Here is a 15,526-nt window from a genome sequence, read left to right on the forward strand (position 1 = left end):
GCTCACTCGGCGGCCTCGCGCATCAGGGCGTCGGCCGGGAGGGCGTTGCGCCGGCTGTGCCAGAGGCCGCGATCCCGGGCCTCGTCGAACCGCTCCAGGATCGCGCGGGCCGCGGCGGGATTGGCGGCGCGCAGGCGCTCGAACACCTCGGCGTCGGCGATCCAGGCCGCGTAGAGCGCCTCGAAGCCCGCATCCGTCACCGCGTCGCTCGCGGCGGCCAGGACGAAGACCGCGTCGAGCCCCTGGGCGAGTTCCTGCGCCCCCCGGTAACCGTGGCGCAGCTGGGCCGCGATCCAGCGGGGATCGGCGAGGCGCCCGCGGATCAGGCGGGCCGCGTCCTCGCGGGCCGTCCGCGCCTTCGGCCGTTCCGGGACCGACACGTCGAGGCTGTAGAGGGCGGGGCTCGCCCCCTCCAGGGCCGCGGCCGCCGCGAAACCGCCCATCGCGTCGACGGCGGCGTCGCCGTCGAACAGGTCGCGCTCGGCCACGTCGAAGGCGTGGAGATAGGCGTCGGCCGCCGCGACGCGGGCGGCGAAATCGGCGTCGGGCCCCTCGCGGTCGCCGTAGGCGTGGCCGCTCGCGGCCAGGTAGGCGCGGCCGAGGTCGGCGCGGCCGTCCCAGGCGCCGTCGAGGGCCGTGGCGGCGGTGCCGGCGCCGTAGCGGCCGGGCGCGGCCCCGTAGACGCGCACCGACGCGTCGCCCCGCCGGCGCGCCGCCGCGAGGGGATTCTCGTCGTCGGCCTCGTCCCGGTCCGCCACGGCGCGGGCGGCGCGGTCGAGCAGCGCCAGCGTGTCGGGGAAGGTGTCGCGGAACGCGCCGGAGACGCGGACGGTGACGTCGATCCGCGGCCGGTCCAGCATGGCGAGGGGCAGGATCTCGAAACCGGTGACGCGGGTGCTGGAATGGTCCCAGACCGGCCGCACGCCCATCAGGGCCAGGGCGTGGGCCACGTCCTCGCCACCGGTGCGCAGGGTCGGCGAGGCCCAGAGATCCATGACGATCCGGGCCGGATAGGCGCCCTCGTCCTGGAGGTAGCGGGTCACCACGGCGATGGCGGCCTTCTCGCCGAGGAGCGCGGCGGCGCGGCTCGGGATGGCCCGCGGGTCCAGGGTCGCGAGGTTGCGCCCGGTCGGGAGCACGTCCGCCCGCCCGCGCGACGGCGAACCCGAGGGGCCCGGCCGGACGAACCGCCCGTCGAGGGCCGCGAGCAGGCCGGCCCGCTCGGAGTCCGCGCTCGCCGCGACGGCCTCCGCGGCCTCGTCCGGAGCGCGGGCGAAGACGTGCAGTCCGTCGCGGAAGACGGTCTCGCCGAGATCGCAGAGATGGGCGTCGAGCCGCGTCAGCGCCTCGTCCATCGGCGTGTCCGCGCCGATCCCGGCACCGTCCAGCAGTCCGGACGCCGCAGCCTCCTCCAGGATGGCGCGGGCGATGAGGTCGGCGCGGCGGGGGTCGAGGACGCTGGCCGCCGAATACTCCTCCACCAGCTCGCGGAGCCGGGCCGCCTCGGGTGTCAGCGCGTGGACGGCGGTGTCGGGCGTCAGGTGCCCGAGCGCGATCCCGCCGAGGCGGCGCTTGAGCGGCGCGGCCTCGCCCGGGTCGTCGACGATGAACGGGTAGATCACCGGCAGCCCGCCGACGCAGAGCGCCGGGAAGCAGGCGGGCGACAGGGCGACGGCCTTGCCCGGCAGCCACTCCGCGGTGCCGTGCGTGCCGAGCTGCACCAGGGCGTCGAATTGCTGCCGCAGGCCGAGATGGAAGGCCAGGTAGGCGTGGGTCGGGGCGCGGTCGAGGTCGTGGTAGCCGGTCTTGCGATCGGGGTCGCGGCCGCGGTCGGGCTGGAGGAAGACCGCGAGGCCGCCGTCCCGGACCATCCGGAACCGGAAGGCGCCGTCGACGCAGGCCGGGTCCGCCTCGGCCTCGCCCCAGCTGTCGGTCACGGCGGCGCGGACGTCCTCGGAGAGCGTGCGCCACCACGCCGCGTAGGCCGCGAGCGGCACCCGGAACGCGGCCGGGCCGTCCGTGAGCGCCGCCATCAGCGCTCCGGGCTCCGGAAGCGCGCCCGCCGCGTAGCCCGCGGCCGCGAGGTCGGCGGCGATCGCGCGGGCGCTCGCGGGCGTGTCCAGGCCGACCGCGAACCCGGCCCGGCCGCCTCGGGCGGGATAGTCGGACAGGACCAGGGCGACGCGACGCGCCGCCCGGGGCAGGGCGGCCAGCCGCAGCCATCCCGCGGCCCGGTCGGCGAGTGCGGCGATGCCGGCCTCGTAGGGCACGGCGCGCCGCTCGGCGAAGCCGGCGATCTCGGCGCTCTCCTCCTTGAACGAGATCGGGAAGCCCGAGAGCCGGCCGTCGAATTCCGGCAGCGCGACCTGCATGGCGAGATCGGCCGCGCCGAGACCGCGGGCGGAGGCCTCCCAGGCCGCGCGGGGCGAGCCGACCGTGAAGGCCTGGAGAACCGGGCAGTCGCCGCCGTCGAGCACGAAACCGGTCTCGTCCTCGCGGGCCGAGAAGGCGGTGGCGGCGATCACGAGGTCGGGCCTGCGCGCGCGCACGGCAGCGGCGACCGCGGCGGCGGCCTGCGGCTCCTTCAGGCTCGACACGGCCATCGGGAGCACGCCGATCCCGCGCGCCCGCAGGGCGGCGGCGAGGGCGACGAACGGGCCGGTGTCGCCGCCGAGCACGGCGGAGCGGTAGATCAGCAGGAGCGCGACGGGCTCCGCCGCACTGCGCGCTCCGGCGAGCGGGACCGCGGTCCCGGCCGCGGCGAGGGCTGCCTCGAGGGGAAGAACTCCGCAGCCGGGGCACCAGGGAAAGCCGCGCGGGAGCGGCACGGGCGGCTCGACCGGTCCGTCGGCGCCCAGGCGAACCGCCAGGCGCCGCAGCATCCGCCGCAAATTGTCGGGGCCGCCAGCCCGGAAATAGGCGTCGAGCTGCCCGGCGAGGTCGGGATCGGTGGAGAAGGCGGCGAGGCGCGGATCCGGCCGGTCGTCGCCCGGCAGGACCGCGAGGACGACGCCGTGCGCCCGCGCGGCCTCGGCGCAGCGCTCGATCCCGTAGCGCCAGTAATCGAGGCCGCCCAGGCAGCGGATCACCACGACCTTGGCGCGCGCCACGACACGCTCGACGTAGAGGTCGACCGAGAGCGGGTGCCGCAGCCTGGCGAGCTTCGCGAGCCGCAGGCTTGGCAGGCCGGGCTCCGCGGCGTGGGCCTGCCCGACCGACGCGAGGTCGCTGTCGGTGAAGGACAGCACCACGAGGTCGCCGGGCTCCTGCCCGAGATCCACGGCCGCCTCGCCCTCGTCGAGGGAGACGGAATCGATGCGCACGAGGTGCACCGCGGCGACCCCTAGAGCGAGTCCGGGCGGGCGTGCGCGACCGGCCTCATCCCGCGAGGGCCGCCGCGACGGCGTTCTTGTCGAAGCCCTTGAGGCCGATCACCACCAACGTCCCGTCGCGGGCTTCCCCGGCCCGCCAGGGGCGGTCGAAATGATGGGTCACGCGCCGGCCGACACCCTGCACCACGAGGCGCATCGGCTTGCCCTCGACTTCGGCGAAGCCCTTGATGCGCAGGACGCCGGCGGCCTCGGCCGCCGCCTCGACCCGGGCCGCGAGATCCCCCGCGGTCACCGCCGGGCGCACCGGCAGCGCGACCGTCTCGAAATCGTCGTGGTCGTGGTCCTCGCCCTCGCCGTGGTGCGAGGGGCGGGCGTCAAGGTCGTCCTCGGCGGCCGCGCCGAGACCGAGCAGCACCCGCGGGTCGATGGCGCCGTTCTCGGTCTCGACCACCTTCACTGCGCGGGGCAGGTGCCCCTCGACCTCGGCGCGGACCCGCGCCCGCGTCGCGGCGTCGATCAGGTCGGCCTTGTTGACGACCACGAGGTCGGCGCAGAGGAGCTGGTCCTCGAACACCTCCTCCAGGGGGTTGTCGTGGTCGACCGACTGGTCGGCGGCGCGCTGGGCCGCGAGGGCCTCCGGGTCCTCCGCGAAGGCGCCCGAGGCCACCGCCGGGCCGTCGACCACCGCGACCACGCCGTCGACGGTCACCCGCGAGCGGATCGCCGGCCACTGGAATGCCTGGACCAGCGGCTTCGGCAGGGCGAGGCCCGAGGTCTCGATCAGGATGTGCTCCGGCGGCTCGGCGCGGCCGAGAAGGGTCTCCAGCGCCGGCACGAAATCGTCCGCGACCGTGCAGCAGATGCAGCCGTTCGGCAGCTCGACGATGGCGTCCTCGGTGCAGCCCTCGACGCCGCAGGCCGCCAGGAAGGACTTGTCGAAGCCGATATCACCGAACTCGTTCACCAGGATCGCGAGGCGGCGCCCCTTGGCGTTCTCGACCACGTGGCGGACGAGGGTCGTCTTGCCGGCCCCGAGGAAGCCGGTGACGATGGTGCAGGGGATCTTGTTCACGAGGGTCATTCCGCGGGCTCCAGGGTGCCGGCGGGGACCGGGCGGGGTTCTGGGAAAGGGGGAATGCGGGCGATCACGCCCTTGCGGAACGCCTCCGGACGCTCGCGCCAGGGCACGATGCCGTCCGGGGTCGCCGCGTAGGCCGCGAGCCCGCCGAGGATGATCTCGGCCGAGGCGGCGGGATCCATGTCGCCGTAGACGTAGGTCCAGCGGTCGGCCGCGGCGACCGCCACGGTGCAGGGCCGCTTGCAGACCGACAGGCACTCCACCGCCTCGACCCGCAGGTCCGGCGTGGCGCCGCTCCGCGCCCGGAGCGCCTCCAGCAGGCGGGCCCCGGCGCGGGGCCCGTCGGGGTCGTCGTCCGGCCGGCGGCAGGTGGTGCAGACGTAGAGAACGGTCTCAGGCACGGGCCGCTCCCCGATCCGCGCCGCGGGCGAAGGCCTGCCACGCCCAGCCGAGCCCCAGCCCGATCAGGATCCAGAACACGAAGCTGATGGCGAGCGACCGCGCGGCGAATTGCGCGGCGAGCGCCGCCGGAAGTTCGGACGCGGCCTCGGGCGCCTGCGGGGCGCCGACGACGTGCGGGGCGATGATCAGGACGAGCCCCCCGAGGATCGTGATCAGCGCGCGGCGAATCGTGATCAGGTAGAGCCCCATGCCGGTCGCCGCGGCGGTCATCACCCACCACGCCTGCCGCGTCGCGAGCGGGGCCGCCGCGCTGCCGGGCAGTTCCGGCGGCAGGCCGAGACCCGGCGCGAGCGCGACGCTGGCGAAGGCGGCCACCGCGAAGGCGAGGCCGACCTGCGGCGTGGGTTCCCGGCCGCAGGCGAGCATCACCGCGCCGAGCAGCAGCGCGTAGCCGACGCCGCCCACAAGGGTCGCGAGCCCGGTGAAGGCCATCCGCGGCAGGCCGGGCGCGGGCTGCCATTCCGGCGCGGCGTCGGGCGCGGCGTGGTCGTGCCCGGCATGGGCGAGCACGATCGGGAACGCCTTGATCGGGAGCGCCTTGGCAGCCCGGTTCGGCGCCTCCTGCTGCTCGTAGCGCTCGGCCGCGACGATCAGCGGCGAGGTCAGCGTGAATTCGAGGCCCGTCACGATGGCAGCCGCGAAGAAGCCGGCGGCGAGGGCCGCCGACAGGAGCCGGATGATCATCCCTGGTCCGGGGACGTCAGTGGCAGGGGAAGTTCTGGGTGTGGCGGAAGTCGTGCGCCGCGTTGTGGAGCGCGATCGCCGGCGAGAAGCCCGCCATGAACAGCAGGCCGAGGCCCAGCACGGCCGCGAGCGCGACGGCGATCGGGCGCTCCGACGCGCGGGTGCCGGCGGCGACGGGGGCGAGGGTTTGCGTCGTCATCAGAAGCGTCTCCAGCCGCCCCACCGGCGGCATTGCGGGATCCTGTCGCGACGGCAGGTCTCCTGGCTCGCGGCTCGGCGCGCCCACCGCCTTCCCGGATCGCTCCGGTGGCGCTTGGCGGGCGCTCGCCGCTCACAGTTGCGGGGGCAGCCGCGGAATCGGGGCTTCAAACCCCTCACCGCATTCCCTTTTCACCCCGTCTCCGGGGCACCGTCGCCGGACCGTTGTAGACGCATGACCGCCGGGACACAACGGAGCGGCGCCGGATCGCGGCCGTTTCCCGCGCCCGCCCCGCGATCGGGGCGGGCTTGACGGCCGCGCCCCGGAGCGGGCACCGCCGCACCCGATACCCGCCCGGCCCCGGCGCGGGCGCTGAACTCCCGGAGACCCGATGGCCCCGACAGACGATCCGACCCCGGTTCTCGTCGATCTCGCGGCAGGCCGTGAGCCGCGGATCGTCTCCGATGCGGGCACGGGAACGACGTGGCTCGAGGTCGACCTCGGCGGCCGCTTCCCGATCCATTCCGTCGCCCTGCGGCCGGGGGAGGGGGCGGTTCCCGCGGAGCCCGGCGACGTCGCGGTGGCGGTCTCGCAGGACGGCGTGACGTGGGCCGAGCCGGACCTCGCCGGCTGGACCGCGACCCCGGACGCCCTCGTCGCCGCGATCGTCCCCGACGAGCGGGCCTGGGCGCGCGCGGTCCGGATCGCCGCGCCCGAACCGGCCCGGATCGCCGGCATCGGCATCCGCGCCGACGAGGCCGCGGTCGACCTGATCGCGCTGCGGGCGATGCTCGGCCTCGACGTGACGCTCCTGAACGAGACGCCCGGCGCCAACGTCTACGTCACCTACGCGCTCCAGTCGGCGCCCGACCGCGCCAGCCACGCCCTGGTCGGCCTGTCGCTGTTCGAGAACGGCGCCTTCGGCAACTGCCTCGTCCAGTACATCATCGCGGTGTCCATCGCGAAGGCGCTCAACCTGAAGTACATCAAGGTGCCCAAGGTCGACCGCAGCAAGGTGATCTTCCTGACCGAGCGGCTGACCTGCGACGGCATCACCTTCATCCCGCCGGACGAGCCGCTGCCGGCGGACGGCTACTTCCTGTCGGGCCTGTATTTCGACCCGACGCAGTTCGAGCGCGTGACCGCGCTGCGGGGGCCGACGGATTCGCGCGCGATCGTGCAGAGCGTGATCCGGCCGCTGTTCAACGGCCTGCCGAAGAGCTTCCCGGTGAAGCCCGACGACCAGCTCCTGATCCACATCCGGTCGGGCGACATCTTCAGCACCTGGGTCGATCCGCACTATCCGCAGCCGCCCTTCGCGTTCTACCGGATGGTCATCGACCGGCTCCTGGCCGAGGGCCGGATCCGCTCGGTCAAGCTCGTCTTCGAGAACAGACTGAACCCGGTCATCGCCGAGGTGGAGGCGTACGCCGAGCGGCGCGGATTGCCGGTGGAGATCCAGAGCGAGTCGCTGATCTCCGACGTCGCGGCGCTGGTGAACGGCCGCTACCTCGTCTTCGGGCTGGGGACCTTCGGGCCGGGGATCTGCCACCTCTCGGACCACGTCGAGCAGATCTTCTACTTCGCGTCGAACTGGCCGCAGGGCTTCCAGTCGATCCCCACCATCGGGAAGGTGGTCGAGGTCCGCGATCTCGAGGGCCGCTACATGAAGGTCGGCGAGTGGCAGAACACCGACGCGCAGCGCCGGACGATGGTGGATTACCCGGCCGAGGCCCTCGCCTTCGACGACGCGTGACCGGCTTGGCGGGCCGGAGGCGCTACGGCGCCGTCCGGAGATGCTCGGCGGGGGCTCCGGCCGGACGGGTCGAGCCGGCGTCGCGCACCTTCAGGGCGTCCGTGTACATCCGCTCCACGTCCGTCCGGAAGGCGGCGCGCGAATCCGGACGCGTGTAGAACATGTGCCCGCCCGGATAGACCGCGAGGCTCAGGCGGCCGGCGGCGTAGGCGGGGACCTGCGCCAGCAGGAGCTTCGAGGCGAAGTAGGGCGTCACCAGGTCGGTGAAGCCGTGCGCCACGAGGACGCGCAGGTGCCCGTCGAGCGCCAGATCGCCCTTCAGGTTCGACAGGACCTCGGGCGCCTGCCGGCCCGAGCCCCAGTTCCAGCCGCGATTGACGGCGTTGTTCAGGAGCTCGTAGCGCATGTTGGTCACCGGCCATTTCAGCGTCCGCGCGTAGAGGTCGAGCATCGCGCTCGTCAGCGGTGCCTGGAGGGCGGTGAGCTGGGGATCCTCAAAGCTCGACTGGGCGGCGTCCGGGTTCGGGTCCCAGCCGGTGATGCCGGTGTCGTAGGCGCTGGTCACGCGGCCCTCGGCGCGGTCGATCTCGCGCTGGACGCTCCGGGTCGAGAGGCGCGCCGCCTGGGCACGCACCAGGGCGGGGTGGAGACCGACGAGGGGCGCGACCTTCTCGGTCATCCGGGCGACGGCGGCCGTGTCGCTCGGCCCCTTGAGCAGGTCGCTCAGGTACGGGCCCGAGGCATAGGCCTCCGCGTCGCCGAGCAGGGTTGGCGTCGGCACCGTGCCGGCCCGCTCGAGCGCGCCCGCCGCCAGCGAGGGCAGCTTCAGCACGTAGCCCCACGGATTGGCACGCGGCGTCTCCAGCCACGCGAAATCGAGCACCGGCGAGAGCAGCACCATGCCAGACAGGCCGACGCCGATCTCCTCCTGGAGCTTCTCGGCGATCAGCGGGCCGCGGAAGCCGCCGTAGCTCTCGCCGACGAAGAATTTCGGGCTCGCCATGCGGTCGTTGACGCGCAGGTAGCGCGCGATGGTCGCCGCCAGGGTCGAGGCGTCGGAATCGATCGACCAGTAGGCCTTGCCGTTCCCGTCCGCGGCCCGGCTATACCCGGTCCCCACGGGGTCGAGGAAGACGAGATCGGTGAAGCCGAGCCACGTCCCGTCGTTGGGCGTCAGCGTCACCGGCTGCGACGGGCTGATGCTGTCGCCGCCGACCGGCAGCCGCCAGGGCCCGATCGCCCCGATATTGAGATAGGCCGAGGCGGCGCCCGGGCCGCCATTGACCGCGAAGGTGACGGAACGCTCCCGGCCGGCCTGCGGCGCCATCGTGTAGGCGACGTAGGCGATCTCGGCCTGCAGCTTGCCCGCCTCGTCGACGAGGGGCAGGCTGCCGGCGGTGGCGGTGAAGTCGAGGGTCCGGCCGTCCGGCAGCGTCTCGCTCTGCTTGGTCGTCGAATCGGGCGGCAGGCGGCGCCCCTCAGGTCCGCGCTGCGCCGGTTTGCTCTCCGCGGGATGGCCGTGCGGCGCGTCCTGGGCGAGGGTGGCCGGGGGCGCGGCGAGAGCCAGGGCGAGGGCGAGCGCGGCGCGCCCGAGACGTGCGTGGGGGGCCACCATCAAGCCTTCTTGTTCCAGCGTCCGGACTCGTCCTGCTGCCAGTAGGCCACCGCGTGACCGGCATCCTTGGCCTGCTTCCACTGCTCGCGGGCGCGCAGCAGCGCGTCCTGGTCGGTCCCGTCGAACAGGATGCAGATCCGCTCGTACTGCCCGGCGTCGGGCGGCAGGTCGGCGCCCTCCACCAGGAAGCGGATCGAGGCGGTGTTGGGATTCACGTCCCGGAGCGTGAGCACCACCGGCTGGCTCGCGGCGTCGGGCTCGCGGTCGGTGCCGTGCGGCAGGAAGCTCTCGTCGGAATAGGTCCAGAGGTGGTCATCGAGCGCCTGCAGGCGCTCCTCGCTCGCCGCCTGGATCGCGGCCTGCCAGCCGCGGTCCAGCGAGCGCTCGACGAGGTTCGGCAGCACCTTCTCCAGGGGCTGTCGCTGCATATGGTAGAAGAGGATCTCGGTCACGGCACCGAGGATATAGGGCCGCGGGCCGCCGCGCGAGCAGCGGCGCGCCGCCGCGGCCTCAGACCAGGCGGCTCTGCTCGATCGCGGCGCCGACGAAGCCCTTGAACAGCGGGTGCGGCTCGAACGGGCGCGACTTCAGCTCCGGATGGAACTGCACGCCGATGAACCACGGGTGCCCGACATGCTCCACCGTCTCGGGCAACAGGCCGTCGGGGGACACGCCCGAGAAGCGCAGGCCCTTGGCCTCCAGCCGCTCGCGATAGGCCATGTTGACCTCGTAGCGGTGGCGGTGGCGCTCCGAGATCTGATCGGACCCGTAGATCTGGGCGATCTTGGACTCGGGGTCGAGCTTCGCCTCGTAGGCGCCGAGCCGCATCGTGCCGCCGAGATCGCCGGCCGCCGCGCGCCGCTCCAGCTCGTTGCCGCGCAGCCACTCGGTGAGCAGGCCGACCACCGGCTCGGCGGTGTCGCCGAACTCCGTGGAGTTGGCCTCCGGCATCCCGGCCAGCGAGCGGGCCGCCTCGATCACCGCCATCTGCATGCCGAAGCAGATGCCGAGATAGGGGATGCGCTTCTCGCGGGCGTAGCGGGCCGCCCGGATCTTGCCCTCGGCCCCGCGCTGGCCGAAGCCGCCCGGCACGAGGATCCCGTTGAGGCCTTCGAGGAAGGGCGCCGGATCCTCGCGCTCGAACACCTCGGCCTCGATCCACTCGAGATTGACCTTCACCCGGTGGCTGATGCCCCCGTGGGTCAGCGCCTCGGTCAGCGACTTGTAGGCGTCCTTCAGCCCCGTGTACTTACCCACGATGGCGATCGAGACCTCGCCCTCGGGATTGCGCACGCGCTCGGCGATGGTCTGCCAGCGGCCGAGATCCGGCTCCTCGCCGTGCTCCAGGCCGAAATGGCCGAGCACCTCCCGGTCGAGGCCCGCGGTCCGATAGGAGAGCGGCACCTCGTAGATCGAGGCCACGTCGAGGGCCTCGATGACCGCGGTCTGGCGGACGTTGCAGAACAGCGCGAGCTTGCGCCGCTCGTCCATCGGGATCGGCCGGTCGCAGCGGCAGAGCAGGATGTCGGGCTGGATGCCGATGGAGCGCAGCTCCTTCACGGAGTGCTGGGTCGGCTTGGTCTTCAGCTCGCCGGCGGACGGGATGTAGGGCAGCAGCGTCAGGTGGACGTAGCAGCAGGTGCCCCGCGGCAGCTCCTGCCCGAGCTGCCGGATCGCCTCGAAGAACGGCAGGCCCTCGATGTCGCCGACCGTGCCGCCGATCTCCACCAGCACGAAGTCGAAGCTGTCGTTGCCGTCGAGGACGAAGTCCTTGATCGCATTCGTGACGTGCGGGATCACCTGGATCGTGGCGCCGAGGTAGTCGCCGCGGCGCTCCTTGGCGATGATGTCCTGGTAGATCCGGCCCGTCGTGATGTTGTCGGCCCGGCTCGCCGGAACGCCGGTGAAGCGCTCGTAATGCCCGAGGTCGAGGTCGGTCTCGGCGCCGTCGTCGGTGACGAACACCTCGCCGTGCTGCGTCGGGCTCATCGTGCCCGGATCGACGTTCAGGTAGGGGTCGAGCTTGCGCATCCGGACCCGGTAGCCGCGGGCCTGGAGGACCGCCGCCAGGGCCGCCGAGGCGAGGCCCTTGCCGAGGGAGGAGACCACGCCGCCGGTGATGAAAACGTACCGCGTCATGGGCCTCGGTCCATAAAGAAGCTGCTGGCATTTGCCAAACGACGCAGGCCCCGGCCCGCGCATGGGCTGGGGATCGCGGAACGCATGGCGTGGACCGGCCGAGCGCCGGTCCGTCGGGACAAGGGTCGGACGATGCGCCGCTCGCGGCGCGCGCCGTCAGCGCGACTGCGGCGCGTCCGGAACCGCCGGCTGGGCGGGGGCCGGCTGCGCGGGGGCCGGCTGGGCCGGAGCGTTCGCGGGCGCCCGGTCCTGCTGCTGGCGAAGCGTGTCGAGCAGGTTGTCGGCACCGGTCGGCTGCTTGGCCGGCTGGCCGGAGGTCTGCGGCGCGCCGGTGTCGAGGATCGACTTCGGCGCCGCCGAGCGGTGCGACAGGATCGCGAGGGTCAGGCTGGTGGCGAAGAACAGGGCCGCCAGGATCGCGGTGGCGCGCGTCAGGGCGTTGGCCTGGCCGCGGCCGGTCATGAACCCGCCGACGCCGCCACCGCCGCCACCGCCGCCGAGCCCGAGTCCGCCCTCGGAGCGCTGGAGCAGCACGACGCCGATCAGCGCGAGCACGATGATGAGGTGGACGACGATCAGGACGGTCTGCATCGGTGTTCCGGGATCTTCTTCAGCGCCGCGCGCCGGCAGCGGGCACCGGAAGACGAACGCACGAGGGCCGGGGCCCGCGATCGTCCACGAATCGCCCCGACGCACGGGCGTGCGGCGGGGGCTTCGGGGGACGCTTCGGGCGGACCGGCCGGAATTCGGCGACGGCATACACCACCGGTCGCCCGCCGCCAACCTGACGCGCGCGGCCGACTGTCCGCTCCGACCCTCGCCTTCGTCGGCGCACCGTGCTCTCTGCCGGGGCAGGGCGGCCGACCGAACGCGCCGCCCGGTCCGGGAGGCAGGCCATGTCCGTGTCACGCCGTGCGGCGCTCGCCGCCGCCATCGCCGCACCCGTCCTGATCCGCCCGGGCTCCGGCTCCGCGGCCGGAACCGATCCCTCCGCCCGGGGCGCCGCGGTCGAGCAGGCGGTCGACGCCCTCACCAAGGCTCTCCTCGCCGCCGACGGTGCGGCCCTCGACGCCCTGACCCTCGACGGGCTGAGCTACGGCCATTCCAGCGGTCAGGTGCAGGACAAGGCGGCCTTCATCGAGACGCTGACCAGCAAGCGCTCGACCTTCCCGAGCATCACCCTGTCGGACCGCTCCGTCTCGGTGGTCGGCGACGACGCCATCGCGCGCCACGTCTTCACCGGCGAGGTGGTCTCGGGTGGCAAGACGTCGCCGGTCCATATCGGCGTGATGCAGGTCTGGCACAGCGACGGCGGCCGCTGGCGGCTGCTCGCCCGGCAGGCCTTCAAGATCTGACGGTCGCGCGGCGCGTCTGTCGCGCCGCGCCTAGCCAGGCTTCGCGGGCCCGCGCTCAGGCGTAGGCGGCGCAGATCCCCAGGAAGTCTTCCGCCACGAGGCTCGCGCCGCCCACGAGCGCGCCGTCGACGTTGTCCACCGACAGGAGTTCCTTGGCGTTCCCGGGCTTCACCGAGCCGCCGTAGAGGATGCGGATCTTCTGCGCCTCGTCGCCGACGAGCTTGTCGAGCATCTCCCGCAGGGAGGCGTGGACCTCGGCGATGTCGCGCGGCGTCGGCGTCCGCCCGGAACCGATCGCCCAGACCGGCTCGTAGGCGATCACCGTGTCGGCCGCCGTCGCGCCCTTCGGCAGGCCGATGGCGAGCTGGGCGCGGACGATGTCGAGGGCGCGGCCCTGCTCGCGCTCCTCGATGGTCTCGCCGACGCAGACGATGCCGCACAGGCCGGCGCGGCGGGCGCCCAGCGCCTTGGCGTGGACCCCGTCGTCGGTCTCGTGATGGTAGGCCCGGCGCTCGGAATGGCCGACGATCACGTACTTGGCGCCGAGATCGGCGAGCATCTCGGCCGAGATCGAGCCCGTGAAGGCGCCGCTCGGCCGGGCGTGCAGGTTCTGTCCGCCGATCGCGATCGGCGATCCGGCCGCCGCCGCCACGCAGGATCCGATCAGCGTCGCCGGCGGGCAGATCAGCACGTCGATGCGCGACGCGAGGTCCGGCGAGAGCCCGTCGCGAATCGCCTCGACAACCTGGATGGATGCCCGGGTCCCGTTCATCTTCCAGTTGCCGGCGACAAGCGGCTTGCGCCCAGACTGCGTCATTCCTGCCCTCGCTCCGCCGCGGCTTTCTCGAAGTCGCCGGGGCCTACCAGAGCGAGCTTGAGCGTGCAAACGGCCGGGACCGCCCGAGCCTTTGCCTGTGGACGCGAATGGTCTATCGCGGTCGGCTCTCAGGGACAGCGCCGGCCCGGTGACGGGGCGGCTGCCGAAGGTACTCGATCACAGACCATGCTTCAGGGCATCCGCAACGCCAGCCAGCACTGGCTCGGCAAGATCGTCTTGACGATCATCTTCACGCTGCTGATCGCCGGTGTCGGCATCTTCGGGGTGGAGGAGTTCTTCCGCGGCGGCGCGAGCAACAAGGTGGCCACGGTCGGCAGCACGCCGATCACGGCCGAGCAGGTGCGCCAAGCCTACCAGAACCAGCTGCAGCGCTATCAGACCCAGCTGAAGCGTCCGCTGACGCCCGACCAGGCGCGGATGCTCGGCCTGGACCGGCAGGTGATGTCCCAGCTGATCACCGAGGCCGCCCTCGATCAGAAGACCCACGATCTCGGCCTCACGGTGCCGGATTCCTCGGTGATCAAGGCGATCCACGAGGAGAAGAGCTTCCAGAACCAGCAGGGTCAGTTCGAGCCGCAGCTCTTCTACCAGACCCTGCAGCGCGCCGGCCTCAACGAGGCCCTGTTCGTGCGCGAGCAGCGCTCGGTGATCGCCCGCCTCCAGCTGGCCGAGGCGGTGTCGTCCGACCTGCACGTGCCGCTCGCCATGCGGGAGGCCGTCCATCGCTACACCACCGAGCGCCGCGCGGCCGCCTACCTGGTGCTGACGCCCTCGGTGGCCGGCCAGATTCCCGAGCCGACGGACGACGAGCTGAAGACCTGGTACGAGGCCAACAAGTCCGGCTTCCGGGCACCGGAGTTCCGGGCGGCCAACCTCCTCGTGGTCGAGCCCGAGGCGATGGCGAAGCCCGACGCGATCACCGAGGCCGACGCCCGCGCCGCCTACGCGCTGAACAAGGACCGCTACGGCACGCCCGAGAAGCGCACGATCCAGCAGATCGTGTTCCCCGACGCGGCCGCCGCCGAGGCGGCCCGCAAGGCGATCACGGACGGCTCCAAGACCTTCGACGCGGTGGCGGCCGAACGCGGCACCGACGAGAAGGACCTGACCCTCGGCACGCTGACCAAGAGCGAGCTGTTCGACAAGGCCGTCGCCGACGCCGCCTTCGCGCTGCCCGAGGGCGGCGTGAGCCAGCCGGTCCAGGGCCGGTTCGGCACCGTGCTGCTGCGCGTGACCAAGATCGAGGCCGGGACGGTGAAGCCGTTCGAGGCGGTGGACGGCGAGATCCGCAAGGCCCTCGCCCTGGCCCGCGCCCGCGACGCCATGGAGACCACCCGCGACGCGATCGAGGACCAGCGGGCCGGCGCCAAGCCGCTGGCCGACATCGCGGCCGAGCGCGGCCTCAAGGTCGTCGCCGTGAAGGCGGTGGACGTGAACGGCAAGGGACCGGACGGGCAGCGGATCACCGACATCCCGGACCCCGAGACCACCCTGCCGGCCCTGTTCCGCGCCGAGATCGGCGGCGACAACGAGCCCCTGCGGACCAAGACCGGCGGCTACGTCTGGTACGACGTCACCGGGATCGACGCCGCCCACGACAAGCCCCTCGACGAGGTCAAGGACGGCGTGAAGGCCGGCTGGACCGCGACCGAGATCGCCAAGCGTCTCCAGGCCAAGGGCCGCGAGCTCGTCGAGAAGATCAACAAGGGCGAGACCATGGAGGCCGCCGCCCAGGAGGTCGGCGTCAACCTGCAGGAGGCGCAGGATCTCGCCCGCAACCAGGCCAAGGACATGCTCACGGCCGACGTCGTGAACCTGATCTTCGCGACCCCGGTGGGCAAGGCCGGCACGGCGGCCGCGGGCGATTCGCGGGCGGTCTTCAAGGTCACGGCGGCGACGGTGCCGGCCTTCGTGGCCGACAGCCCGAGCGACAAGCAGATCACGCAGAGCTTCCAGGCGGCGCTCGCCGACGACGTGCTGTCCGAGTACATCAGCGAGGTCCAGAAGAACGCCGGCGTGAAGGTCGATCCGGCCGCCCTGCGGCGCGCCATCGGCGGCGAGTACTGAG

The 15,526-nt window shown here is 73.0% G+C and carries 13 protein-coding genes and 1 riboswitch; of the genes, 3 read left to right on the forward strand and 10 right to left on the reverse strand.

Features of this window, described 5'->3' with window-relative positions; genetic code table 11:
- Window positions 1-2 precede the first annotated feature (2 nt).
- From cobN to ACQKQD_RS24635, 5 genes are read right to left on the reverse strand one after another with little or no spacing between them, the layout of a single operon-like run.
- Window positions 3-3,332: a cobaltochelatase subunit CobN gene (cobN, locus tag ACQKQD_RS24615; protein ID WP_427509819.1), complete on the reverse strand. Its 3,330-nt coding sequence runs from the start codon at window positions 3,330-3,332 to the stop codon at window positions 3-5.
- 46 nt (window positions 3,333-3,378) lie between these two features.
- Window positions 3,379-4,413, reverse strand: coding sequence for a cobalamin biosynthesis protein CobW (gene cobW, locus ACQKQD_RS24620; RefSeq protein ID WP_056528083.1), 1,035 nt, complete (start codon window positions 4,411-4,413; stop codon window positions 3,379-3,381).
- A complete protein-coding gene (locus ACQKQD_RS24625) occupies window positions 4,410-4,811 on the reverse strand; it encodes a DUF1636 domain-containing protein (RefSeq protein WP_020094630.1) in 402 nt (133 codons plus the stop codon). Before ACQKQD_RS24625 ends, cobW begins: the two co-directional genes overlap by 4 nt.
- Window positions 4,804-5,556 carry a CbtA family protein gene (locus ACQKQD_RS24630; RefSeq protein WP_427509820.1) on the reverse strand — a complete coding sequence of 251 codons (753 nt, stop codon included), beginning with the start codon at window positions 5,554-5,556 and terminating at the stop codon, window positions 4,804-4,806. Before ACQKQD_RS24630 ends, ACQKQD_RS24625 begins: the two co-directional genes overlap by 8 nt.
- Window positions 5,557-5,572: 16 nt before the next feature.
- Complete coding sequence (locus ACQKQD_RS24635) at window positions 5,573-5,755, reverse strand: CbtB domain-containing protein (protein WP_024829520.1); 183 nt, start codon at window positions 5,753-5,755, stop codon at window positions 5,573-5,575.
- 35 nt (window positions 5,756-5,790) lie between these two features.
- Window positions 5,791-5,985: riboswitch (cobalamin riboswitch) on the reverse strand.
- A 161-nt stretch (window positions 5,986-6,146) separates the two neighbouring features.
- On the opposite strand from ACQKQD_RS24635, the gene ACQKQD_RS24640 reads away from it, so the two are divergent.
- Complete coding sequence (locus ACQKQD_RS24640) at window positions 6,147-7,511, forward strand: discoidin domain-containing protein (protein ID WP_427509821.1); 1,365 nt, start codon at window positions 6,147-6,149, stop codon at window positions 7,509-7,511.
- A 22-nt stretch (window positions 7,512-7,533) separates the two neighbouring features.
- Here the strand turns inward: ACQKQD_RS24640 and ACQKQD_RS24645 are convergent, their stop codons facing one another.
- From ACQKQD_RS24645 to secG, 4 genes are all read right to left on the reverse strand, one after another.
- On the reverse strand, window positions 7,534-9,126 hold the full coding sequence (locus ACQKQD_RS24645) for a S10 family peptidase (protein ID WP_427509822.1): 1,593 nt from the start codon (window positions 9,124-9,126) through the stop codon (window positions 7,534-7,536).
- Window positions 9,126-9,578, reverse strand: a complete 453-nt coding sequence (locus ACQKQD_RS24650; protein ID WP_020094625.1) for a DNA polymerase III subunit chi — start codon at window positions 9,576-9,578, stop codon at window positions 9,126-9,128. Before ACQKQD_RS24650 ends, ACQKQD_RS24645 begins: the two co-directional genes overlap by 1 nt.
- A 58-nt stretch (window positions 9,579-9,636) precedes the next feature.
- Window positions 9,637-11,265, reverse strand: coding sequence for a CTP synthase (locus tag ACQKQD_RS24655; protein ID WP_020094624.1), 1,629 nt, complete (start codon window positions 11,263-11,265; stop codon window positions 9,637-9,639).
- A gap of 156 nt (window positions 11,266-11,421) precedes the next feature.
- Complete coding sequence (secG, locus tag ACQKQD_RS24660; protein ID WP_042672232.1) at window positions 11,422-11,856, reverse strand: preprotein translocase subunit SecG; 435 nt, start codon at window positions 11,854-11,856, stop codon at window positions 11,422-11,424.
- 305 nt (window positions 11,857-12,161) lie between these two features.
- Here secG and ACQKQD_RS24665 point away from each other — a divergent pair, with 305 nt between their 5' ends.
- On the forward strand, window positions 12,162-12,620 hold the full coding sequence (locus ACQKQD_RS24665; protein ID WP_427509823.1) for a nuclear transport factor 2 family protein: 459 nt from the start codon (window positions 12,162-12,164) through the stop codon (window positions 12,618-12,620).
- Between the two features lie 55 nt (window positions 12,621-12,675).
- On the opposite strand, the gene tpiA is transcribed toward ACQKQD_RS24665, so the two are convergent.
- Window positions 12,676-13,437, reverse strand: coding sequence for a triose-phosphate isomerase (gene tpiA, locus ACQKQD_RS24670; protein WP_020094621.1), 762 nt, complete (start codon window positions 13,435-13,437; stop codon window positions 12,676-12,678).
- Between the two features lie 186 nt (window positions 13,438-13,623).
- Between tpiA and ACQKQD_RS24675 the strand changes: the two genes are divergently transcribed.
- On the forward strand, window positions 13,624-15,525 hold the full coding sequence (locus ACQKQD_RS24675) for a peptidyl-prolyl cis-trans isomerase (RefSeq protein ID WP_427509824.1): 1,902 nt from the start codon (window positions 13,624-13,626) through the stop codon (window positions 15,523-15,525).
- The last annotated feature ends 1 nt before the right edge of the window (window position 15,526 follow it).

This window comes from Methylobacterium sp. NPDC080182 (genome assembly GCF_050281105.1).
Classification (GTDB): domain Bacteria; phylum Pseudomonadota; class Alphaproteobacteria; order Rhizobiales; family Beijerinckiaceae; genus Methylobacterium.